23 protein-coding genes and 1 tRNA gene are annotated in these 23,578 nt (G+C 36.7%); 9 read left to right on the top strand and 15 right to left on the bottom strand.

Annotated elements, in window-relative coordinates; translation table 11 throughout:
* Positions 1 to 2 precede the first annotated feature (2 nt).
* Positions 3 to 209 carry a hypothetical protein gene (locus B0E34_RS10965; protein ID WP_076392260.1) on the top strand — a complete coding sequence of 69 codons (207 nt, stop codon included), beginning with the start codon at positions 3 to 5 and terminating at the stop codon, positions 207 to 209.
* Between the two features lie 79 nt (positions 210 to 288).
* Here B0E34_RS10965 and B0E34_RS10960 read toward each other — a convergent pair whose 3' ends face one another.
* Positions 289 to 1,500, bottom strand: coding sequence for an exo-beta-N-acetylmuramidase NamZ family protein (locus B0E34_RS10960; RefSeq protein ID WP_087709426.1), 1,212 nt, complete (start codon positions 1,498 to 1,500; stop codon positions 289 to 291).
* A gap of 4 nt (positions 1,501 to 1,504) precedes the next feature.
* On the opposite strand from B0E34_RS10960, the gene B0E34_RS10955 reads away from it, so the two are divergent.
* Together B0E34_RS10955 and B0E34_RS10950 are read left to right on the top strand one after the other, a co-directional pair.
* A complete protein-coding gene (locus B0E34_RS10955) occupies positions 1,505 to 2,734 on the top strand; it encodes an ABC transporter permease (RefSeq protein WP_087709556.1) in 1,230 nt (409 codons plus the stop codon).
* 556 nt (positions 2,735 to 3,290) lie between these two features.
* Positions 3,291 to 4,274 (top strand): PLP-dependent cysteine synthase family protein, encoded by a 984-nt coding sequence (locus B0E34_RS10950; RefSeq protein WP_087709425.1) that lies wholly within the window; start codon positions 3,291 to 3,293, stop codon positions 4,272 to 4,274.
* 55 nt (positions 4,275 to 4,329) lie between these two features.
* Here the strand turns inward: B0E34_RS10950 and B0E34_RS10945 are convergent, their stop codons facing one another.
* The 3 genes from B0E34_RS10945 to B0E34_RS10935 form a co-directional block, all read right to left on the bottom strand.
* On the bottom strand, positions 4,330 to 4,857 hold the full coding sequence (locus B0E34_RS10945) for a YcxB family protein (RefSeq protein ID WP_087709423.1): 528 nt from the start codon (positions 4,855 to 4,857) through the stop codon (positions 4,330 to 4,332).
* A 128-nt stretch (positions 4,858 to 4,985) separates the two neighbouring features.
* Positions 4,986 to 5,288 (bottom strand): chaperone modulator CbpM, encoded by a 303-nt coding sequence (locus tag B0E34_RS10940; RefSeq protein ID WP_087709421.1) that lies wholly within the window; start codon positions 5,286 to 5,288, stop codon positions 4,986 to 4,988.
* A 3-nt stretch (positions 5,289 to 5,291) separates the two neighbouring features.
* The gene (locus tag B0E34_RS10935) at positions 5,292 to 6,212 is read right to left on the bottom strand and encodes a DnaJ C-terminal domain-containing protein (protein ID WP_087709419.1); all 921 of its coding nucleotides are present in this window, start codon (positions 6,210 to 6,212) and stop codon (positions 5,292 to 5,294) included.
* A 94-nt stretch (positions 6,213 to 6,306) separates the two neighbouring features.
* Between B0E34_RS10935 and B0E34_RS10930 the strand changes: the two genes are divergently transcribed.
* Positions 6,307 to 7,506 carry a dicarboxylate/amino acid:cation symporter gene (locus B0E34_RS10930; protein ID WP_087709417.1) on the top strand — a complete coding sequence of 400 codons (1,200 nt, stop codon included), beginning with the start codon at positions 6,307 to 6,309 and terminating at the stop codon, positions 7,504 to 7,506.
* Positions 7,507 to 7,649: 143 nt separating this feature from the next.
* Here B0E34_RS10930 and B0E34_RS10925 read toward each other — a convergent pair whose 3' ends face one another.
* The gene (locus B0E34_RS10925; protein WP_087709415.1) at positions 7,650 to 8,033 is read right to left on the bottom strand and encodes a DUF779 domain-containing protein; all 384 of its coding nucleotides are present in this window, start codon (positions 8,031 to 8,033) and stop codon (positions 7,650 to 7,652) included.
* 355 nt (positions 8,034 to 8,388) lie between these two features.
* A complete protein-coding gene (locus B0E34_RS10920) occupies positions 8,389 to 9,918 on the bottom strand; it encodes an aldehyde dehydrogenase family protein (RefSeq protein ID WP_087709413.1) in 1,530 nt (509 codons plus the stop codon).
* A gap of 181 nt (positions 9,919 to 10,099) precedes the next feature.
* Here B0E34_RS10920 and B0E34_RS10915 point away from each other — a divergent pair, with 181 nt between their 5' ends.
* Complete coding sequence (locus B0E34_RS10915; RefSeq protein ID WP_087709411.1) at positions 10,100 to 11,023, top strand: AraC family transcriptional regulator; 924 nt, start codon at positions 10,100 to 10,102, stop codon at positions 11,021 to 11,023.
* 48 nt (positions 11,024 to 11,071) lie between these two features.
* On the opposite strand, the gene B0E34_RS10910 is transcribed toward B0E34_RS10915, so the two are convergent.
* Both B0E34_RS10910 and B0E34_RS10905 read right to left on the bottom strand, forming a co-directional pair.
* Complete coding sequence (locus tag B0E34_RS10910; RefSeq protein WP_087709409.1) at positions 11,072 to 12,400, bottom strand: hydroxymethylglutaryl-CoA synthase family protein; 1,329 nt, start codon at positions 12,398 to 12,400, stop codon at positions 11,072 to 11,074.
* A 145-nt stretch (positions 12,401 to 12,545) separates the two neighbouring features.
* Entirely contained in the window at positions 12,546 to 13,106 is a 561-nt protein-coding gene (locus tag B0E34_RS10905) for an RNA polymerase sigma factor (RefSeq protein WP_087709407.1), read from the bottom strand.
* A 307-nt stretch (positions 13,107 to 13,413) separates the two neighbouring features.
* Here B0E34_RS10905 and tyrS point away from each other — a divergent pair, with 307 nt between their 5' ends.
* On the top strand, positions 13,414 to 14,709 hold the full coding sequence (gene tyrS / locus B0E34_RS10900; protein ID WP_087709405.1) for a tyrosine--tRNA ligase: 1,296 nt from the start codon (positions 13,414 to 13,416) through the stop codon (positions 14,707 to 14,709).
* 120 nt (positions 14,710 to 14,829) lie between these two features.
* Here the strand turns inward: tyrS and B0E34_RS10895 are convergent, their stop codons facing one another.
* Positions 14,830 to 15,282: a hypothetical protein gene (locus B0E34_RS10895; protein WP_076392232.1), complete on the bottom strand. Its 453-nt coding sequence runs from the start codon at positions 15,280 to 15,282 to the stop codon at positions 14,830 to 14,832.
* Between the two features lie 245 nt (positions 15,283 to 15,527).
* On the opposite strand from B0E34_RS10895, the gene B0E34_RS10890 reads away from it, so the two are divergent.
* The 3 genes from B0E34_RS10890 to B0E34_RS10880 all read left to right on the top strand — a co-directional run bounded on the left by B0E34_RS10890 (position 15,528) and on the right by B0E34_RS10880 (position 18,134).
* Positions 15,528 to 16,166, top strand: coding sequence for an alpha/beta hydrolase (locus tag B0E34_RS10890; protein ID WP_087709403.1), 639 nt, complete (start codon positions 15,528 to 15,530; stop codon positions 16,164 to 16,166).
* Between the two features lie 155 nt (positions 16,167 to 16,321).
* On the top strand, positions 16,322 to 17,608 hold the full coding sequence (locus B0E34_RS10885; RefSeq protein WP_228423059.1) for a PDZ domain-containing protein: 1,287 nt from the start codon (positions 16,322 to 16,324) through the stop codon (positions 17,606 to 17,608).
* A 1-nt stretch (position 17,609) separates the two neighbouring features.
* Positions 17,610 to 18,134 (top strand): hypothetical protein, encoded by a 525-nt coding sequence (locus B0E34_RS10880; RefSeq protein WP_087709399.1) that lies wholly within the window; start codon positions 17,610 to 17,612, stop codon positions 18,132 to 18,134.
* Here the strand turns inward: B0E34_RS10880 and B0E34_RS10875 are convergent.
* From B0E34_RS10875 to B0E34_RS10850, 6 genes are all read right to left on the bottom strand, one after another.
* The gene (locus tag B0E34_RS10875) at positions 18,131 to 19,153 is read right to left on the bottom strand and encodes a L,D-transpeptidase (protein ID WP_228423058.1); all 1,023 of its coding nucleotides are present in this window, start codon (positions 19,151 to 19,153) and stop codon (positions 18,131 to 18,133) included. The genes B0E34_RS10880 and B0E34_RS10875 overlap by 4 nt on opposite strands.
* A 213-nt stretch (positions 19,154 to 19,366) precedes the next feature.
* Positions 19,367 to 21,031, bottom strand: coding sequence for a beta strand repeat-containing protein (locus B0E34_RS10870; protein WP_087709395.1), 1,665 nt, complete (start codon positions 21,029 to 21,031; stop codon positions 19,367 to 19,369).
* 50 nt (positions 21,032 to 21,081) lie between these two features.
* On the bottom strand, positions 21,082 to 21,765 hold the full coding sequence (locus B0E34_RS10865) for a hypothetical protein (protein ID WP_087709393.1): 684 nt from the start codon (positions 21,763 to 21,765) through the stop codon (positions 21,082 to 21,084).
* Positions 21,766 to 21,785: 20 nt separating this feature from the next.
* A complete protein-coding gene (locus B0E34_RS10860; RefSeq protein ID WP_123956606.1) occupies positions 21,786 to 22,409 on the bottom strand; it encodes a phage tail-like protein in 624 nt (207 codons plus the stop codon).
* Between the two features lie 476 nt (positions 22,410 to 22,885).
* Positions 22,886 to 23,266, bottom strand: a complete 381-nt coding sequence (locus B0E34_RS10855) for a hypothetical protein (protein ID WP_087709390.1) — start codon at positions 23,264 to 23,266, stop codon at positions 22,886 to 22,888.
* A 158-nt stretch (positions 23,267 to 23,424) separates the two neighbouring features.
* A tRNA-Asp gene (locus B0E34_RS10850) sits at positions 23,425 to 23,498 on the bottom strand.
* Positions 23,499 to 23,578 lie beyond the last annotated feature (80 nt).

The raw sequence follows: 23,578 nt of genomic DNA, 5'->3' as shown, positions 1-23,578 counted from the left end.
CAATGAAACTATTCGGTAAAAACCATATTATTATCTGCATCATCACTTTCGGGATTCTTTTTCTGATGAACTATCTTGGAAACGATCAGGCAGATAAGCTGGAAAGAGCTTTAATGATTGCGGCAGCGGGCGTTATCGGTCTGTCAATCGGTCTTGTGATCATGAATAAAGGAAAAGACGACAAAACTCCGCCGCAGAATTTTGATTAAAAAATTTTAATTGTCAATTGTCAATTTAGATTCACAAATAAAATGAATTCACTATTGACAATTGACAATTCATATTTCATCAGTTTTCGTAAACAACATATTTCTTTCTGATTTTCTCGAATTTTTCCAAATCTGATTTCCAGGATGCTTTGATTTCCGAAGCTGATTTTCCGGCAACAATCTGTTTTCTCAGCTCATCGGTTCCGGCTAAAGTATCAAACCACAGATTACTTCCTGTGGTTGGTTTCAGGAAAAAGTCCAGATCAGGATTTTTATAGTTTTTATACGCTTTTATTACCCAGTCCAGATTCAGTTCTCTTAAGTCTTTTCTATAATCTGAAAGGTTTTCGCCGTAGCACAATTTTCCGTTTAAAAAAGGATCTTTTGCTCCTGCACTTGGCTTCGGAGTAAACTGATAAGGAAGATTTTTTGTCCATGGAGATCCGTAAATCTGGAACGGCAAATCTGTTCCTCTTCCCACGGAAACCTGTGTTCCTTCAAAAAAGCATAAACTTGGGTATAAGTTGATGGCTTTATCATTGGGTAAATTCGGGGAAGGCTTATCTGAAATCTGGTAACGCAACATTTTATGATAATTTTTCATCGGAATCAACGTGTATTTTGCCTGAACTCCGTTTTTCAGCCATTTTTCTCCATTTACCATTTTTCCGTACTCTCCTATTGTCAATCCGTATACAACCGGAACTTCATGCATCCCCACAAAACTTGTCCATTTTTTCTTTAAAACAGGACCATCTGTATATCCGTCATGCGGATTTGGCCTGTCTAAAACAATCACTTCAATATTATTTTCAGCGGCTGCTTCCATAAGATAGGTCAGTGTTGAAATATAGGTGTAAAACCTCACGCCGACATCCTGAATATCAAACACCAGAACATCCATTTCTTTCAGTTGTTCCGGAGTCGGTTTTTTATTTTTACCATATAATGATACGATGGGAATTCCGGTTTTCACGTCTACTCCGTTTTTTACTTTTTCTCCTGCATCTGCATCGCCTCTGAAACCGTGTTCCGGCGCGAAGATGGATCTTATTCTGATCCCGTTTTTTACTAAAAAATCCACAACGTGCGTTTTATCGCTCATCAGTCCGGTCTGGTTCGTTACCACTCCTACAATTTTTCCTTTCAGCAGAGGCAAATAGAGCTCCGGCTGATCTGCTCCCGTTTTAAAATCTTTTTTATCTTGAGCCTGAGAATAATATTGATTGAATACTCCTAAAAAAATTAGGCAAATAAGAAGTAAATTTTTAATTTTGAAATCTAAATTCATAAGTTTGAAATTTCCTTTATATTTCTCGAAAAAAATAGCGTTTTCCAAAGATAACAAAAATAACCTTTCGAGGGTTATCATCTTCATCGGCAGACTTTCTGTGGCATTGGGAATTATTGTTTCTCTCATTACCGTTTCCACCGGATTCGGTTCTAAGAAAGCGATTAAGGAAAGACTTGCAGATTTCAGCGGACACGTTACTGTAAGATCCACGAGATCAAACTCCTCCTACAATACTTCAGTTCTTGATAATCAGGGACTGAATATCCAGAAAATAAAAGAACTTCCGGATGTGGAAAGTGTGCAGAAATATGCTACAGTTACTGGAATCATGCGAAATGAGCACAATTTTGCCGGAATTATCTTCAAGGGAGTAGGAAAAGATTTCGACAGTCTTAGATTTAAAAAATTCCTGGTTGCCGGAACTTCTCCGAAAGTTACGGAAGTTGGCTATTACAACGGAGTTACTATTTCCCAGAAGATTGCCAATGATCTTCATCTGAAAGTGAAGGACAGCATTGTAACGGTATTTTCAAAGGCAGATCAAAAGCCTATTTACAGAAAATTTGAAGTGGTAGGAATCTATAAAACCGATATTAAGATGATCGACGATCAGTTTGTTTTGGGTGGAATTAACCATGTGCGGAAAATTCAGGATATGAAACCCGATGAAATCGGCGGACTGGATATTTTCTTTAAAAATGTAAATGATATCGACAGCGATTTTCCTGAAATTGAGAAACTCATCGGCTATAAAAATTATGCTGAAAAAGCCACTGAAAAATATCCTCAAATTACAGACTGGATCAGTATTTTCGATACGAATATCGCTCTGATTATCATCATCATGCTGATTGTTGTGGTCATTAATATCATCATGGTTCTTCTGATCCTGATTATTGAAAGAACAAATTCTATCGGTCTTTTAAAGACTTTGGGAGCAAGCAATTCACAGATCAGAGCCACTTTTATCAATTATACTTTAATTATTATGATTCCGGGATTGCTGTACGGAAATGCGATTGGTCTCGGACTGCTTTTGATTCAGAAAATTTTCGGAGTAATTACTTTAAATCCTGAGAATTATTATGTAAGTACGGTTCCGGTAGATCTTAATCCGATTGCCATTATTTCAATTTCTGCCGGAATTCTGATTATTTCAGGACTGGCTTTAATAATTCCGAGTTATCTGATCAGTAAGATTTCTCCGGTGAAAGCGATTAAGTATAATTAAAAAGTGAATGGTGAATTTTACTTCGTAAGTGAATGGAATTTTTTTAAGACTGGAATTTTTTTATAAAGCCAAGACATTGAATTTTTGACAATTCACCATTGACTTATAATCATACTTTTCAGACCACCCCGTCAAAAATTTTTCTGAAATTTTCGCCACCCCTCCAAAGGAGTGGAATTTTCTTTGTGTGTAATTCTGTTTGAAATCCTAAATTCCTAGCCCCGATAGAAACGACATCCTTTTTTGTTGCGGCTGGAGCATAAACTGGAGGTTTACGGACGTAGTTCAGGAAGCTGTAACAAAAAAGATACAGTGGATAGCGGGAAACAGCTCCTTATTGAGTTGGAGAGTTGGAGAGTTGGAGAGTTGGAGAGTTGGAGAGGGTGAGCGTAAGAAGGTAAATAGAGTGAGAGGGTTTTGAGGGGATTTTAGAGTTTGGGTTTGGATTGGAAAGGTTGGTTTTGAGGGGTTGAAATTGAGAAAACAGTATTAATTATTCATTTTTAATTATTAATTATCTGAAAGCCGTATCTTTGCAACGCTTTAAAAGACATTTATGAAATACGCAAACAACATCCTCGAAACCATCGGAAATACGCCTCTTGTAAAACTTAATAAAGTTTTGGGTGAAGATTTTCCGGCACTGGTTTTGGCAAAGGTGGAAACTTTCAATCCGGGGAACTCTGTGAAGGACAGAATGGCTCTGAAAATGATTGAAGATGCTGAAAAAGATGGAAGATTAAAACCCGGAGGAACGATTATCGAAGGAACATCCGGAAATACAGGAATGGGACTGGCTCTTGCCGCGATCATCAAAGGGTACAAATGTATTTTTGTAACCAACTCTAAACAGTCTAAAGAAAAATGTGATATTCTTCGCGCTGTAGGAGCAGAAGTTATCGTTTGTCCGACAGATGTAAAACCTACCGATCCGCGTTCTTACTATTCTGTTTCCAAAAGACTGGCTAAAGAAACGGAAAACGGATGGTACGTAAACCAATACGACAATTTATCCAACAGAGCTGCTCATTACGAGTCTACGGCGCCTGAAATCTGGAAACAGACAGAAGGAAAACTAACGCACTTCGTTGTCGGAGCCGGAACTGGAGGTACGATTACAGGCTGCGGAACATTTTTTAAGGAGAAAAATTCTGACATTAAGGTAATCGGAGTAGATACGTACGGCTCGATTTTAAAAGAGATCCACGAAACGGGAGAAATCAACTTAGGAAATGCTTATACCTACATTACGGAGGGAATTGGCGAAGATATTCTTCCTGAAAACTATGATATGTCTGTAATCGATCATTTCGAAAAAGTAACGGATAAGGACGGAGCAGTATATGCAAGAAAACTGGCTAAAGAAGAAGGTATTTTCTGCGGATATTCTGCGGGAAGCGCAATTTCTGCTTTGGTACAGATGAAAGATCAGTTCACGAAAGATGATGTGATAGTGGTTCTTCTTCACGATCATGGTTCCAGATATGTTGGAAAAATTTACAACGACGACTGGATGAAGGAAATGGGCTGGCTGGATTAATCAGCTTTTCATGATAATAAAACTCAGAGCAAAGCACTCTGAGTTTTTTGTTGTTTTATTCTGAAATATTTTTCTTTAAAACCTGCTTCAGGAAGCTGTATTCCTTTTCGCTCATTGATTTTCTGGGAAACATATAACTGTATTTTCCTTCAACGGTAATAAATTCATTATTGCTGTCAAAATAAGTGAAATCTTTCCATTCGCTGGTTTCTTTTTCGCCATCGATATTTACAGTAAAGAAATTTTCATCAAACCGGATTTCGTAGATTTTACAGTTTTCAAGCTTATTCAAGTAATTATTAACCTGCTTTTTCCATCTCGAAACTTGGTTGATGCTTACAGAAAGAAAAACCGCACACAGCAAAAACAAAAAACTTACAAAATATAAAATTCCCGCTTTTTCTTTGGTAAAATCATTTCTGAAAACAAAAACAATCAGTAAAATAACGGCAACTACAATCGTTGTAATCGTTTTTCCTCTGGTAGTCGATGAAAAAAACAAACTTCCCTGATTTCCGCTGAAATATATTTCTTCGAAGTCTTTCCTTTTAGACTTTAAAACAATACTTTTCTCTTCATTCATAAACAGTAATTTCTGATGCAAAGCTAAATGAAAAATTTAATTTAATGATGATCTCTTCATTGATCTATTGTTTTTTCACAACTCCAAAACATCAATCATCAATCATGATGCTTCAGCTATCAACTAAATTACCCATCCTCATATTTATTTGCAATTGCAGAAAGTTTATTCATCAGTTCACGGTTCCTCTGTCTGAGATCATCCATTTTTTTCAGCATTTCATGGATTACTTCCAAACCCGGAAGATTGATTTCCAGATCATAATGCCAGTTTGTAAATCTTTCAAACATGGGCAAATCTTCATACATCAGATAACGGATTTCATTTTCTGTGTGAATAGTAAGTAATCCCGAGTTCACCAGTTCATCAAAAAAAGTAATTTCTACGTTATATATTTTTACGAGTTCTTCCCGCGATATTCTTTCACTCATGGCTTAGGAATTTTTAAGTTGTTCAAAAAGTTCTTTCTGCTTTTCAGTTAAATTTGTCGGTAATTTCACTTCATACGTCACGAAAAGATCACCAAATTCTCCCTCTTTTTTGTACACCGGAAAACCTTTTCCTTTTAGTCTCACCGTTGTTCCGTTCTGGGTTTCAGGTTTTACTTTCAGATTTACACTTCCGTCGAGAGTATTTACTTTTACGTCACCGCCTAAAACTGCAGTGTAAAGATCAATCGAAACTTTAGATTTCAGATCATTGCCGGCTCTTTCAAAATTCGGATCAGTAGTGATATTGAAAGTAATGTATAAATCTCCATTTGGACCGCCATTGAAACCGGGATTTCCGTGACCTTTTAATTTAATCTGCTGACCGTCATACACTCCTGCCGGAATCGTAATTCTTACTTTTTTGCCATTGATATCAAAAGTCTGAGGATGTGTTGTTGCAGCATCTTTCAAGGTTAAAGTTAATTCTGCCTGAATATCCTGTCCTTTAAATTTTCCCGACGCACTTCCTCTTGAATTCCTTCCGAAACCTCCTCCTGCTCCGCCAAACATACTCTGGAAAAAATCTGAAAAATCTTCCCCGTCGCCGAAATCCGCTTCCGAAAATCCTCCTCCGAAGTTTCCTCCCTGATTTTGATACTGTCTTTGCTGCTGTTGCTGGGCTTTTTCATATTCTTCGCCATGCTTCCAGTGTTCTCCGTATTTATCGTACTTTGCACGGTTTTCGGGATTGCTCAGAACTTCATTGGCTTCATTAAGCTCTTTGAATTGTCTTTCGGCTTCCTTGTCATCAGGATTAAGATCGGGATGTAATTTTCTTGCGAGTTTACGATATGCCTTTTTGATATCTTCCTGCGTTGCGTTCTTGTCTACGCCTAAAATTTTATAGTAATCTATATAAGCCATAGAAACGATGTTTACTCAAATTTAAGGATTTTATGACTGAATTTTATATAACGGAATGTTAAAAATTAAGCTATCTTTGGTTAAAAAGCAACGCATGAAAGAAGTGTTGAAAAACTACTCCGGAATTTTACTTTTACTGTTGGGAATCTCTGTCGGAAGCATCATCGGAATTGCGGCTCCCGATATTGTGGATTATATAAAACCTTTGGGAGATATTTTCCTGAACCTGCTGTTTGTAAGTGTAGTTCCGCTGGTTTTCTTTGCCGTTTCCAATTCTATTGCTTCGTTAGAGCAGCAGTCTAAATTTGGAAAAATAATGGTTACCATGGCTTTTACCTTTCTGTTTTTTATTTTAACCGCCGCGGTTTTTACGATTTGCGCCGTTTATCTTTTTCCGGTTTCCGGAGTTTCGGGAAGTTCTGAAATTGTGGAGGAAGCTACAAGCAATGACAGTTGGGGAAACAGAATCGTCGGATTTTTTACAGTAGGAGAATTTACACAGCTTTTTTCAAGACAAAATATGCTGGCTCTTTTAATTTTTGCCTTCATGACGGGATTTTCCGCCAGAAAAGCGGGAGAAAAAGGACAGGCTTTCCGCTCATTTATCGCTTCGGGTTATGAAGTGATGAAGGAACTGCTCTTGTTGATTATGAAAGTTGCTCCGATTGGTTTGGGCGCTTATTTTGCGTATCAGGTGGCGACTTTGGGACCTCAGCTTTTCGGATTTTATGCGAAACCTTTAGGATTGTATTATATTGCAGGAGTGGTCTATTTTCTGGTCTTCTTTTCACTCTATGCGTTTATGGCAAAAGGACAGAACGGGGTTAAAAGTTTCTGGACGAATGCTATTTTCCCTACTTTAACCGCTTTGAGTACCTGCAGCAGCTTCGCCACAATGCCCGCCAATTTACAGGCAGCTTCAAAAATCGGAATTCCGAGCCAGATTTCAAATATTGTGATCCCGATTGGAACAACCTTACATAAAAACGGTTCTTCCATGTCGTCAATCATTAAGATTTATGTGGCATTCTTAATCATCGGAAGAGACTTTTTTGATCCTATGAATCTTCTTTTAGCTTTGGGAATTACTGTTTTTGTAAGCATTGTTGCGGGAGGAATTCCGAACGGAGGATATATTGGAGAAATGTTGATGATTTCAGTTTACAAATTACCACAGGAAGCAATTCCGGCAGTAATGATTATCGGAACTCTGGTTGATCCTTTGGCAACGGTTTTAAATGCAGTCGGACAATTGGTAGCTTCTATGTTTGTGAGTAGGTTTGTGAAGGTTTGATTTTGTACCTAAACACAAATTGCACGAATGTTTTTTCACGAATTGCACGAATAATATTTAACTTAAACATCTGCGTCATCTGCTAAATCTGCATGAGACTTTATATTTTTTTATCTCGCAGATTGTGCCGATTGAGCAGATTTTTATTCACTGCGTTTCACCGGTTCTAAATTCTCCAGTTCTTCCGGCGTAAAAAGTCTGTAAATGACTTTGAATGTTTTCCCCAGAGGTGTTTCTAAAGAAAATCCGCCCGATCCGAAACCATCGACAACATCGAGTGTAAAATGTGAATATTTCCAGTATTCGAAGAGATCACGATCGATCCAGAATTCATGATTGTTAATCGTACCGATCATAGCATCGTTCATTCTCGGGTAAAATCCTCCTTTTTCAAAACACTGCGGCTGCGTTCCTTCACAGCATCCTCCTGCCTGATAAAACATCAGGTCACCATATTTTTTTTCCAGTTCCCAAATGACTTCCAAAGCTTTTTCGGTTGCTGAGAGTCTTGCTATTTTTGTTTGCATTTTTCTTTATTTTTAGTGAATTAAAGGTCTACGAACACAGTTCAGAAGTGAAGTAAAAAATCTTTATAAATAAGGTTTAGATTCTTCCTTCGTTATTATCTTTCTTACATAAAGTTAAAAGTTTCGGCGAAATTTCATTTCGCCGAAACCTGAAATCTTTAATTGAAATTTCTCAACTCACCCGAAAATTCCGGATCAGGACGAATGGTTGTTCGCGTGAGGGATAGGAAGGGCGGCGAGGAACGAGCCGGTGCGGAGTGAAACGGAGCACCGAAACGAAGTGGAGCCCTGAATAGCCCGACCGTTTTTCCCCGTTGCCGAGACGGGGAAAACGGGCATGCCCTAATATTTAAGATTAAAAGAAACCTAGTTTGTTTTTGTTGTAGGAAATCAGCATATTTTTGGTCTGGCGGTAATGATCCAGCATCATTTTGTGGTTTTCGCGACCGATTCCCGACTGTTTGTATCCTCCGAAAGGTGCTCCTGCAGGATATGCGTGATACTGGTTTACCCAAACTCTTCCTGCTTCAATATGACGCGGAATGTTATAAAGCTGATGCGCATCTCTTGTCCAGACTCCTGCTCCAAGACCGTAAATGGTGTCGTTTGCTATTTTTAATGCTTCTTCTTCGTCTTTGAAGGTGGTGAACGCCAGAACAGGTCCGAAAATTTCTTCCTGAAAGATTCTCATTCTGTTGTTTCCTTTAAAGATGGTCGGCTGAATATAATATCCGTTTTCCAGACCTTCTCCGACGTGATTTACATCACCTCCAACAAGCACTTCTGCACCTTCTTCTTTTCCTAATTTGATGTAGGAAAGGATTTTATCTTTCTGGATCTGTGAAGCCTGCGCTCCCATCATTACGGTTTTGTCTAAAGGGTTTCCGACTTTGATGGCTTTTACTCTTTCGATTACTTTGGCAATGAAAGCATCTGCGATGTCTTCCTGAACCAGTAATCTTGAAGGACAGGTACAGATTTCACCCTGATTTAAAGCAAAAAGAACTGCGCCTTCAATAGCTTTATCTAAAAATTCATCGTCCGCATCCATTACCGAATTAAAGAAAACATTTGGAGACTTCCCACCCAATTCTAACGTTACAGGAATGATATTTTCTGTTGCGTACTGCATGACCAGTCTACCGGTTGCTGTAGATCCTGTAAAGGCTGCTTTTGCTACTTTCGGATTGGTTACCAAAGCTCTTCCCAACTCTGCTCCGAAACCGTTCACAATGTTTACCACTCCTGCCGGAAGCAAATCGCCAATGAGTTCCATAAGAACCATAATGGAAATCGGAGTACTTTCTGCCGGTTTTAAAACGACGCAGTTTCCTGCTGCCAAAGCCGGAGCTAATTTCCAGACTGCCATTAAGATCGGGAAGTTCCATGGAATGATCTGTGCGATTACTCCAAGCGGTTCGTGAACGATTAAAGAAACGGTATCTTTATCCAGTTCGTTATGAGAACCTTCTTCCGCTCTGATAACGGAGGCAAAATATCTGAAATGATCAATTGCCAAAGGAATATCTGCGGCTAAAGTTTCTCTTACCGCTTTCCCGTTATCGATGGTTTCAACGGTTGCGATGTATTCTAAATTCTGCTCGATCCTGTCGGCAATTTTGTTTAAAATGATGCTTCTTTCTGTGGAAGAAGTATTTTTCCATGTTTGGAATGCTTTTTCGGCCGCATTTACCGCCAATTCAAGGTCTTCTTTGGATGAATGTGCTGCCTGTGTGAAATTTTTACCGTCAATGGGAGAAACTACATCGAAGTACTGTCCGTTAACAGGAGCTGTAAATTGTCCGTTGATGTAGTTGTCATATCTTTTTTTGAATTCAGGCCATTGGAGTAATGTTTCTGATTGTTGTTGTGTTGTAGTGCTCATATTCGTACAATTTTAATTTTTATCTATTGCCAAATTACATTTCCTTCAATGATTCTGATAGCACAATCGTACAAAAAAACTTCAAAATCGTACAGACAGAAAATTTTATTATTTCATTAACAGTCTTGTAAGCCGATTATTTTCTATATTTGAGTAAACAGGCTATTAAAAATGTTTAGAAATGAACAATAACAAGATTTTATTAGAAACTCCTGAATTGAAAAGGGAAAACCAGCTTATGCACTTGGTTGAAAATCAGACAAAATTCAATCTAAACAATTGTGAATTCAGTATCTACGAAACGCATAAGGCTGCTTTCGATGTAAAACTGCATTTTGAAACGATTGCATTCACGGCAATGCTTCGCGGGAAAAAGCACATGAAAATAGATCATAAAACGGGCTATTTCGATTATTTTCCGGGAGAAAGTGTTCTGGTTTCGCCGGGAGAAACGATGGTGATCGATTTTCCTGAAGCGGATGAAACGCCTTCCCAGTGTATTTCTCTTAGCCTGAATCCTGAATTTATAGAGAATTCTCTCAATCACCTCAACTATCATCTTCCAAAGGTGGATGAAACTTCGCAATGGAATATTGAACTGGATGAGTATTTTCTGTTTAATAATCAGTCTCTGGCTTCGGCAACGAATAATATTATGAGAATTGCGATGGACGATAATTCACAAAAGGATATTATGGCAGATTTTGCTTTGAAGGAACTTCTGATCCGTCTGATGCAGACGCAGGCAAGAAGCATGGTGGAGAAAAATATTGTTAAAAACAAATCCAGAATAGGTTTTGCCGTAGATTATATTAAGAAAAACCTTCATCAGAAATTATCGATAGACAGCATTGCAAAAATGGCTTATGTAAGTAAATCCAATTTCTTTAAAATGTTTAAAGACGAACTGGGAACTTCTCCGAATGAGTTTATTTTGCAAGAAAGAATCAATCGGGCAAAAGAACTTTTGGCGAACCAGAACAGCATTAAAGAAACGGCTTATCAGACAGGTTTTTCGGATGCAAATTATTTTACGAGAGTATTTAAGCAATTAGTGGGAGTAACGCCGAAAAGTTATCAGGATAAAGTTTTATTTCTTGAATAAAAAAAACACCTCAGATTGAGATGTTTTAATATTATTCTTAATTTTTAGTTATCCCTGATAATCATAATATCTTGCGCCTTTTAAAACAGGATTTTCCAGTTCTACTGATGTTAAACCAAAGCCTTTATAGTTTTCGTTAATTGAATTTTGCAGTTGTTTTCTGTGGAGTTTTTCGTAGGTCTCAAAATCAATTGCTGTTCTGTTTTTTAAACTTTCAAATAAATTCCATTTTTCTGCCACTTTTTTCCAGTTTTCTGAAACTTTTCCGGCAAAAACTTTGGATTTTGATCCGCTTCCGTATCCTAAAAATCCGATTTGCTGTCCTGCCAATTCTTCATTTTCGTTAAAAGAAGTCTGTAAAGCAGAAAGTAAAGCCATAAAAATGGAAGCAGTGTACATATTTCCGATTTCCGAAGATGCACGTTGAGATTTTTCAATTTTATCATTAATAAACTGAAGGTATTCTTCTGATTTTGCCACTGCTTTCTGTTCTTCAGGAGTTTCGTAAGACAACCCGTTTTCTAAACTGTAAATTTCTGTGAAAACTCTTTTTCCGTGAAAGGCGTATGGAAGATGAAAGATCAGATATTTCCAGTTTTCGTAAGGCTTATTAAGTCCTGTAATTTCTTTATAATGATTGTAAGCTTCTCTAATTCTGTCCTGATAACACTGGTTGGAATATTGTCCGTCAAAGACTGGTTCATCCGTGAAAATTTCTATTTTTTGAGGAAAACTTTCGGGAGCATTCGTTAAGTCTTCTTTTTTGAAATGACGACGCGGCTTGAAAAAATCAAAGACCGATTCTGTGGCAATTCCCCACTTGTTTTCAATTTCAATGAGATCAGGTTTTGAAGAAATTAAAACCGCAACTGCTCCTCCACCCTGTGTGTATTCTCCGGAAGAAGCCAGTTCGTATTTTGCGTAATCACTTGCAATGACTACCGCTTTTTTATCAGGGTTTGCTCTTACAAAATCTAAAGAATTATGAAGCGCATCTACTGCTCCAATACACGCAAAAGTCATGTCTACTACATCACAGTTTCTGAAAACCCGGTCTCCAAATTCTTTTTCGAGAACTTTTTCTACCATCTGCATAGCGTAAGAAGCGGTTGGTTTAGCGGCATCCAAAGCGCTTTCTGTTCCTAAATAAATTCTTGATATTTCTTTCGGATTGATGTTATAATCCTGTATGAGTTTAAGTAATGCTTCTGCTGCGAAAGTTGCGGCATCTTCATGAACATCGGGAAAGCCCATTTTATGCAACCCCAATCCTTTTTCGAGTTTTGCAGGTTCGATTCCTCTTTTTTCTGCTAAATTTTTAATTTCCAAATATAATGAAGGTACATAATAGCTTGCTGCCTCAATTCCAAAAGTCATATTTTCTAATTTTCATACGAATTTAGAAAATGTAAACGTTTAATCATATATGATTTTCAGCATTTATTGAAAATTTATTCTGAATATGATAAATTTCAGGAAATTATATTTTAAATTCTAAGATCGGGATTTTAAAAGTTTGTGATTATTGATCGTCAAACTCATTATTTTTCAACAGTTCTGCTAAGACTTTTTTTGCACGCATAACACGAACCTTTGTATTGGCGACAGAAATGCCCAATTCTTCAGCTATTTCTTTGATGCTTTTTTCCTCAAAAAACCTTAACCTTATGATTTCCTGATAATTGACATCTAAAGATTCTATTGTTTTGATGATTTTCTTTTGTTCTTCTTCGGAAATCATCAATTCTTCAGGAGATTTAGCATACTGGTTTTTTACCTCATCCAAATTTTCCGTAGGATCCTGATTTTCGCGGCTTTTTTTTCTCCAAAAATCGATGATGGTATTCTGCGCGATGGTGAGAACCCATGTTTTAAACTGAAAATGAGGATCAAACATTTCCAGCTTTGATAAAACTTTTGAAAAAACATTTACCGTGATTTCGTCGGCATCATTTTCGTCGTGAACTTTTTTCATTACAAAAGAAAAAACATCAACCCAAAAAATGTTGATGAGCCTGGTCTGCGCTTTCTGGTCTTTTTCCTTCGCTTTCTGAATGAGAGGAAATAATTGTTCGTCGTTCATTAGTAACAAATATAACTGATTTTCGCTGAAAATACAATGCAGGAAATCAAATGATTTTTTGGTAAAAATGGTATTACCGACCGAAGTTTAGCCCTGATCGCAGCATTTGTCTGAGCTCATTTTGTTAGATTTAGGTTTCGGCGGCAAAGCCGCCGAAACCTAAATCTAACAAAATAGCGAGTGCGGAGAGCAGGAAACAGCTCCTAAAAAAATCAACCTGTTTTTCATCCTGAATTGAAAGTTTCTGTCTTCGCCTTATTCCCCCGAAATGATTATCTTTGCACATTAAATTTTAAAGCAGAAAATAATGAACTCTTTTATTGAAGAACTGAAATGGCGCGGGCTTTTTGCCGACATGATGCCCGGAACGGACGAACAACTGGATAAGGAAATGACAACAGCCTATATCGGTTTTGATCCTACTGCAGATTCTTTACATATCGGAAGTCTTATTCAGATAAAAATTTTAGCTCATTTTCAGCAGCACGGTCATAAACCGATTGCTTTGGTGGGGGGTGCAACAGGAATGATTGGTGATCCTTCGGGAAAATCTGCGGAAAGAAATCTTCTGGATGAAGATACTTTGCTTCATTATGTAGACTGTCTTAAAAATCAGCTTTCCAGATTTCTTGATTTTTCGGGAAGCGAGCCGAATAAAGCGGAACTGGTAAACAATTATGACTGGATGAAAAATATTTCTTTCCTTGATTTTGCGAAAAACGTAGGAAAAAATATTACCGTAAACTATATGATGGCGAAAGATTCTGTAAAGAAAAGACTTTCCGGAGAGGCAGGTGTTGACGGAATGAGCTTTACTGAGTTTACGTATCAGTTGATTCAGGGGTATGATTTTTTACATCTGTATCAAAATAACGGCGTTAAACTTCAGATGGGAGGTTCTGACCAGTGGGGAAATATCACGACCGGAACTGAACTGATCCGAAGAAAAGCACAGGGCGAAGCTTTTGCATTAACGGTTCCTCTGATTACAAAAGCCGACGGTTCTAAATTCGGGAAGTCTGAAAGCGGAGAAAATTACTGGCTGGATAAAAAGAAGACTTCTCCTTATAAATTTTACCAGTTCTGGCTGAATGCAACGGATGAAGACGCGGAAAGATTCATTAAATTCTATACATTTTTAGGGAAGGAAGAAATTGAAACTTTAATTGAAGAGCATAAAACGGCTCCACACGAAAGAAAGCTACAGAAAAAATTAGCTGAGGAAGTTACAACATGGGTTCACGGAAAAGATGAATACGAGAAGGCATTGAAAGCATCTGAGATTCTTTTCGGACGTTCAACCGCTGAAGATCTGGTAAGTCTTGATGAAGAAACATTTCTTGAAGTTTTCGATGGAGTTCCTCAGAAAGAGGTAGCAAAGAATGATGTTTTAGGAGTAAATATTATCGATTTGCTTTCTGAAAAATCAGGATTTTTAAAATCTAAAAGTGAAGCAACAAGAGAGCTGAAAGGAAATGCTATTTCCGTAAACAAACAGAAAATTAATGATGTTTACACTGCCAATGAAAATGATCTGATTGACGGTAAGTTTTTACTTCTTCAAAAAGGAAAGAAGAGCTATTTTATCGTGAAAGTGATTTAAAAGTTAATAATAGTATAAAATCTGGGGCGCAAAATTTTCAATTTTGCGCCCCAGATTTTTTAGGTAACATCATAAAAAAAGACCACCTTTTCAGATGGTCTTGGTATTTTGAATGATTTTTTATAGTTCTAAGAAGCTGTAAGAAATTGAAGCACTTTGTGTACCCGATCCTACAACCTTTTTAGTTTTGGCAACTTCTCCATCTACATAGATATTGATGATTAGCTCAGAATCTGAATAAGGAAGAACAGCATTTGCTGCTAAATTCAACTGAGCCTGACTTGAGCTTACAAATTGTTCTCCGCTGGACCATGTAGTTCCTGTAGGATTAAAAGTAGTACTCTGCCCTGTTCCGATCTGTGTAACTACAGTTGAAAAAGTTCCTGTAACAGGTGGATTTGCAGGTGGATTTGGACCTTTTGTATTTATTTTAGCTTCAAACTGAATAATGTGATCTGTAAATTCATCATCGTCATCTTTCTTACAAGAATTAACAACTAAGATTGCTGAAAATAATACAGCGAATAAAAAAGAAAGTCTAAGTAAACTTTTTGATTTGTAAAATTGCTTCATTTCTCCAAATAGATTTTTAATGTTCCAAATATAGGTTTTTTATCAATATAAAAATAACTTTTATGAAAAATTTCCAACAATGAATTGCAAATAATATCAATTCAATAAATAATTATAACGCTGTTTCTGGCTGGATATTGTCTTAATTTATCAGGCACTTTAAGACAGTTTGTCCAACTATTTTAAATGGTCTTATTTTGATGGAGCTAAAGAATAGATACATCATTAATAATTATCTTTGCCGTATGAATTTAGATTATATTGTAAGAGAACCCGAAAATATCAGTTCCGACACCACGATTCTTTTCATGCTTCATGGCTACGGAAGCAATGAACAGGATCTTTTCAGCTTCAGAGAAACTCTTCCTAAAGACTGGATTATCGTAAGCTTCAGAGCACCAAGAAACACCCAGTTTGAAGGCTTTTCATGGTATGATATCGATTTTAATAATCCTGACAATTTTATTGATGTTCCACAGGCTACAGAATCTTTAAACAGCGTTACGGAAAGTATTCTTAAAATTATAAACAGTTACGGAATTACGGAAGGAAAAACTCACCTTTGCGGTTTCAGTCAGGGAGGAATTTTATGTTATGCTCTGGCTCTGAAATATCCTGAAATGTTCAATCTTGTAGCGTGTTTAAGCAGTTATCCGGAAGAAAAGTTACTCACCGATATTGTAAAGGATAAGAAAAAACTGGAAAGACTTCGCTTCTTTATCTCTCATGGAACAGATGATGCGGTAATTCCTTTGGAGTGGGGAAGAAAAGCGGCAGATCTTTTGTATGATTTAAGCTGTTATTTTACGTTCAGAGAATATATGAGCGGTCATGGAGTGAATCAGAAAAATTATATGGATCTGATGGACTTCTTTTCCAAATAAGATTATCGAAATTTAAACATTCGTTTTAAATTATTAAACAAAATACAAACATTCTCATTTTGGGAATGTTTTTTTATTGGTGATAAAGATAAATTCAGTAAATTCAGTAAATGAAACTGAGGTGTTTTTTTGTGTTTGTACTGTTCTGCATTTTTATGAGTGCTCAGAATTCTTTTGAAATTCAGAATGTAAAAAAAACAGTGATCCCTTTTAAACTTATTGCCAATTTAATTTTTATTCCCGTAAATATTAATGGAGTAAATCTGACTTTTTTACTTGATACCGGAGTCGCAGAAACTTCTATTTTCAGTCTTGAAAATAAAGAAATCAATCTCCAGAATATTGAGAAGATAAAATTTGCCGGTTTAGGAGGAAGCGCAAGTATCGACGGATTTCGTTCCGATAATAATATTGCAAAAATCGGAAAGAATTTCGTAAACTATTCAATGACGGTGTATATTATTACCGATCAGGATTTTAATATTTCCTCGCACGTAGGAATTCCTGTAAACGGAATTATCGGTTATCATTTTTTTAAAGACCATCCTGTTGTTATCGACTATACATCAAAAAAAATTATCATTTACAACGATAAAACTTTATTTCAGAAAAAAATAAAAAATTTTAAAGAGATCGATATCAGTATTGAAAAAAATAAACCTTATGTGATTGCCGATGTGGAAATGACAAGGGAACGAAAGCCTTCAAAATTATTAATTGATCTGGGAAACAGTGACCCGATGTGGCTGTTTCCTGCTTTGATAAAAGACTTTGTATATAACCGACCGAATATTGATGATTATCTCGGAAGAGGTTTTAACGGGGATGTATTTGGAAAACGAAGCAGAATTCACAACCTGTATCTCGGAGATTTTAAATTTGAAAAACCGCTTACGGCAATGCCTGATGAATATTCTATTCAGCACGTAAATATGGTGGAAAACAGAAAAGGTTCCATTGGCGGAGATATCATGAGGCGTTTTACAGTTGCATTCGATTATTCTGAACAGAAGATGTATTTAAAAAAGAACGGAAGTCATGATGATCCTTTTCATTTCAATATGAGCGGTCTGGATTTTAAGCAGGACGGCATGGAATGGACGAAAGACGTCGTTAATCTTCCCGCTAAAAGAAAGGAAAGTCCTTCCAACGGAATTGAAGTGATCAATAATAACCTTCAGTATAATTTTGTTTTAAAACCTATTTTTTCCATCGCCGGAGTGCGTAAAGATTCTCCGGGAGCTAAAGCCGGACTTCAGAAAGACGATCGTTTAATAAGCATCAATGGCAAAAAAACAGAGGACATGACACTCAATAAAATCATGGAAATGATGAAATCCGATGAAGGAAAAACCATCAATATGCTGATTGAAAGAAAAAATAAACAAATGACTTTGAGCTTTACTCTCGAGGATCCGATACCTTACCAAGAACAAGAATGATATGAAAACCGAAGAAACTACGCTGGACAAAATAAGAACCAGACCCCGATTTAAGATGTTTAGTCATTTAACCAAAGATGAATACGCAGAAAATCTGAAAAAATATCTAAAAGAACATAAAGGTGAGTTTTCCGGCAACATTAATAAAGAGGTAGCAACCATCTGTGTAGAAACAGATTACGAAACCTACTGGAAGCCAAGATTGTCTTTAAGAATTGAAATTGAAGACGAAAAAACTGCGATACGAGGCGTTTTCGGACCCAGTTCCGCAGTTTGGACGTTTTTTATGTTTTTATATTTTGCGTTTTCGATTCTCTGGATGGTCTTTATTTCCATGTATTATGTGGAAAAACAGATTAAAAGTCAGGAATTTCCATGGGCACTTACCGCATCTTTTATTATGTTATTCTGCATTGCACTTACCTATGCAGCAGCACGTTTCGGGCAGCATAAAGGAAAAGATGAAATGCTGAAACTCAGAAAATTCGCAGAAGAATCTACGCTGCAGTTTGAAAAACTGGATTAAGGAGCAACGGTCTTAGTGGTTTGCGGCATTTGTTCCAATACAGCTTTTGCCGCTTTTATAGAATCTACCACTTTTTCTCTGTTATCCTGCTCTTTCAGTATTCTTTCGATATTGGGCTCGATCATTTTAGTCATTTCTTCCACAGAAACGCTGTTGGCATTAGGATCGCTAAGAAGTTTTCTCCAAGGTTTTCTTTTTCCCCAACCGTAATCTCCATAAACCATTACAGCCGTTCCTTTTGCTTTTGTAGTCGCTCCTCCCGGATTTAAAACCCATGTATCTGCATAACCATAAAGCCATTTTGCATCTTTCATCAATAATCTTAGACATGAATGCGATGCAGGGTAACCCGGAAGGTCATACTGATGCCATCCTATTCCGTCGAGGTTAAAGATGTTGAAATTATAAGGCAATTTCCACTCGCTGCTTACAGTTGAGATCGCCAGTTGTTTTTTCCAATTGGCAAAGGTAAGACCTGTTTTTGTTTTCGCCGTTTTCTTTCCCATACTTGTAGGTCCCCACTTCACAAGAGTTCCATTTGAATACACTCCGTATGCTTGAATAGGATAAGAAAAGATAACGAATTTCTTTACCGGACTCAACACATCAAGCTGCATCGGGAAAGGAGAATACTCCATTAATGTAGTATCAATTTTTGCAGGAACTACCAAAGTATCTGCATTCCATTTATTTTTGGAATCCAGCCTATTTAAAGCTAAAATAGCATAACGTTCTTTCTCTGTATATTTTTTGTTGAAGATTCCGAATAAAGAATCTTTTATTTTTTTGTCTTTAGGGAAAATAAAAGCATTATAAAAGCCATCTTCCTGCATTGCCGGAGGTAAAGATTCTTTTTCAACTACGGAATCTTTTTTCACAACCACAGAATCTGTCTCAGGATCAGGTTCACTGATTGATGAAGTGGTGTCATTGATTTTGTCGCTGATTTTTTCAATTTCTTTTTTACAGGAAATCATCATTAAGCTGATAAAGAATGCATAAAGAAGTGATTTTTTCACAAGTCTGTTTTTCATAAATAAAAGTGGGCAATAATTTTTTTTCTACTCAGTACAAATATCAGACCTAAAATCGGATAAAAAAAATGCAGAATCAATTTACCGTAAAAATACGGTGAACAGTTAATATTTTGAATCAAGAATTATTAAATGTAGTTATGTTAAATATCGTATGAATTGACTGAAATCTAAGGTATACGCGGTTAATTATCCGAATTAATTTAACCTGATAATTTTTAATCTGTGCTGCCCTGTGCCTGTTAAAGCAGTAACAGTACCCACTTCCCCACCTACTTGTATATTAACCGTTTGTCCGGCTGTTAAGTTCACTACTGTTGACGGAGAGCTTGTAATGTTAACTCCGCTTCCTGCATATGGAGATGCCGAACAGGATGATTCTGTATCTGTTGTACCGTTTACAACAATTCTGGTTGTAATTGAATGATTTGCTGCTGTATTTGCATTAAAACTGTTATTTGCTATAATCTGGTAGGTTCCTGTTCCCGGAGCCGTAAAACTTCCTGATGTTGTATTATAAGAAGTTCCTACATTTACTGCGGTACTATTATAAGGTATCACTGTATAGGTAGCAGAAGGAGTATATGTTGTTGTTCTTGAAGCATCTACGAGCAACTGAGGAAATGTATCATTACTAGGTTCCCACTGGCTTGTAGTGGTATTGTAAATTAGTGTCTGTCCGTTAGTCGGTGCTGTATTGGCAACATTTCTTCCCTGAATTTTCGCAACTGTAGAGGCTCCTAAAGTTCCTGTAACATCGCCTGCAATTGATATTCCCGATGTTGGATAAGTTCCGGCTGCTGTTAACTGTCCCTGTGCATTAACTGTGAAAGTAGGAATCGTTGTAGATGCAGTTCCATAAGTTCCGGCAGTGACTGTAGTATTGCTTAAAGATATAGTTCCTGTAGATGTTATGGGTCCTCCTGTAAGTCCTGTTCCTGTGGCAATATTGGTTACAGTTCCCGTATTGGAAGTGGAAATCGTTCCGTCTGGAGCAATATTTATTCCTGAACCAATCTTTACTCCTCCAAGAGTTGTAGAACTTGCAATTGGTAAAGAATAGGCAGATGGAAGTAAATGTTTCTGTCCGTCTGCACCAATGTATGTGTTTGCATTTCCTGTCCCTCCCAAGACTCCCTGAGTTCCCGAAACAAGGTTACCGATACCCGTAACTAAATTGTAATCCACCGCTGTTCCACTGCCCAAAACGGCATTAGTCCCTCCGGTTACAGATAATCCTGTAGTGGTTGTCGTTAAATTACCTCTTGTAAGCGTTGAATTAGGTGATATATTTATCCATGAAGTACCATTATACTGTAAAATCTGTCCTGTTGTAAGAGCAGAAAGCGATACATCGCTTAAACCGGATAAAGAAAAATTTCCCAAAGTGCCATTTCCTCTGATGTATTGAGAAATGGTTCCCGAACCGGAGACGGTAATCGTTCCCGAATTGGTAATCGGAGAATTTGAAACACTGAAAGCAGAAGGCATACTTAGTCCTACACTTGTAACTGTCCCACTATTCACTGTATTAAGAATACCTCCGGATAATGTAAGTCCGGCTCCTAAAGATAGCGGACTCACATTACCGGAAGCATTTGCATATAAAATTTTATTGAAAAGCGCCGAGTTGGTATAAACAGCGCCCACTGATTTTACAATTCCATTTACTTCAAGCTTTTCTGAGGGACTGGATATACCAATTCCTACATTTCCGGAGTTTTTATTATAAATATTATTCCCGGATAAAATCCATTTCGATTCATCAACCTGTTTAAGGGTACCTTTATTATCAATAACCCTGACTTGTGAATAGAGCGAAACAGATAAAACTAAAAAAAGAAAATCGAATAATTTGCCCATCTCGTGTTTATCAATAATATGAAAATAAATGATTGGTTTTAGGAACAATCTTACTTCATGTACTGCACCTCAATAATATCGCCTGCCAATACAGACCAATCATTAGGAGCACTTCCGTTCGGAACAAGTGTCACTGCAGATCCCGAAACAGTATAATCTTCATTAGCAATTAATTTTGCACCATTTCTGTAGACCCATACCTGAGAATATGTAGGTAACACAGGAGATCCTGTTAAACTGTAAGATGTCTGACCTGCTGTTGAAGTAAATTTTTCATGTCCGCTCTGTACAAGATCTGTTGAAAGCATTTTTAAGACATTTCCTGTAGCTTCGTCTCTTACAAGAATCGTATATCCCGAAGTTCCCAGCGTTGCAGAAGTTGCCGGAACATTAGATCCTGCCTGATTGGTATTGGTATTCTGAAGTACATTGGCAAGACCAAATTTTTTCCCATTAAGATCTATACTGGTATCATCAGTAAGGGTTCCTCCCAGTTGCCACGTTGTTGTTGTTACATTATTCGTAGTATTGGTAAGGGTTGTAATTCCGTTTTTAGCCTGTAGATATTTGATGGTTCCTTTGTTATCAATCACCCTGATAGTTCCGTTAAGAGCCTGCGCCGCTCCATTAGCAGAGTTCTGGGCTACATCACCAGTTGTTTGTTGTGCTTGTACAGCTCCGGAAGCTGCAAAAAGAAATACTAAAATTGCGGAAGTTTGTAGATACTTTTTCATGTTATTTAATTTTAAAATTTTTATAAGAATTTGTAAATTTTTATCTCATCGTTGGCATAGCAGGATACTCCGGTCTCCAGTTTTATATTAAATGAAGAAAGAACCTGAAAATCTATGTTTACCCCATTTCTGTAAACTTTTGTATTGGAAGTACTGATGCTCCATGGAGTGGGGAATTCTGTCTGACCGTCCGCAGCAATAATTTTTACAGAAAGGATTTCGGTTCCGGACATTTGCGAAATCCAGTTGCTACCGTTATACACAAAAAGAGTTCCGGTGGAATTATTAACGTATATATCTCCGGTAGAATTCGTAGTAGGAATCGTTGGATCTGCGTTTCCGTAAAAAATTTTTGAGCTGTCGTTAAATCTAAGCCACTTGCTTCCGTCCCAATAATAATATCCTTTGGTAATTCCTGCATTTGAAGTCGTATTGTATACAAGGAGGCTTACTGCAGGATTAGGCACTGTGGTAATATCTGTAATGTTTTGAAGAGGAACACGAGGAATAAGTAAACCTTTATCTGATGCTTTAGCAACAATATCCAGAGCTGCCGAAGGATCGGGACTGGGTGTATTTATCCCTACCTGAGACATAAAGAGAGGAGACATTAAAAATGTGCATACAATAAAAATGAACCTCATAGTGTTAAGGTTTTATACTTATTATTATAATCTAACAAGTTAAATGCTCAGTAAAATGTATTTGGAATAGATTGCAGAACAGCAACTACTTTAGGTTTTCGAAATAATTTTAATGACATTATTCAATCTGTTGTGATTAATTGAATAATTTTCATTTAACTTTGTGATTTGATGTCTAATATACAAGTTTAAACCAAATAAACAATGAAAAACATTATATTTTAATCAATTTAAAAAGAATACTTTAATTTATAAAAATTTATTATTGAAAAAATTAAAATTATAATTGAATATTTAATAAAAAACGAAAAAAATTAATTCATAAACTTTTTAAAAAACGCCATATTTTATCACATTCTATGCAGAATTGACTAAAAAAACCTTTAGTAATCAGTAAGTTTAACAGCCAATAATTTTATTTTAGAAAAGTTATATTTAGAATATCATCTTCAAAGTTGAATATTTAAAATATCTTATCAGATCTTTTTATTTTTCTCTAATCTGGTCTTGCAACGTAAAAAATAGGCTATAGCATCTTTAATCAGTTGGTCATTATTTACAGAACAGTAATCTTGCATTTCATCGATAAATAGCTCCTGAATGGTTTCCAATTCTGCCAGTGATCTTCTACGCGAAAAACTATCTCTGATATAGTTTTTAAGAATAAAGATGATATAATCTCTCTTAATGCATTTTTCGTCAAACATGTACGGAAAAATTGTTCCCATCCATTCGTTATCAAAAAAAAGAACATCTTCATCATCTTCCAAAAGGATTAAATTTTCATCGTAAGCCCATTTTAAAAGATTTTCTTTTAATGCAGCCTTGTTGCTCCAATCGAAATTCAATATGGTCATAAGTTCTTTTTAATTTTAAGATTACTTCGGAAATATAAAAAATGATGTGTATACAAAATTCAGGAAAAGGTTTTTCAGAAAAGCACACATTACAGTTTATGAAATTACTCTGAAAATATAAAAATAAAAAAGTCTCCTAAAATTTAGAAGACTTTTTGCGATCCGGACGGGACTCGAACCCGCGACCTCCGCCGTGACAGGGCGGCATTCTAACCAGCTGAACTACCGGATCAATTTTTTTTAAAAGAAATTTAGAAAACTTTTGCGATCCGGACGGGACTCGAACCCGCGACCTCCGCCGTGACAGGGCGG

This window comes from Chryseobacterium mucoviscidosis, assembly GCF_002177115.1.
GTDB classification, from domain to species: domain Bacteria; phylum Bacteroidota; class Bacteroidia; order Flavobacteriales; family Weeksellaceae; genus Chryseobacterium; species Chryseobacterium mucoviscidosis.
The sequence above is the reverse complement of the archived record's forward strand: the minus strand, read 5'-3'. Positions and strand labels throughout refer to the sequence as shown.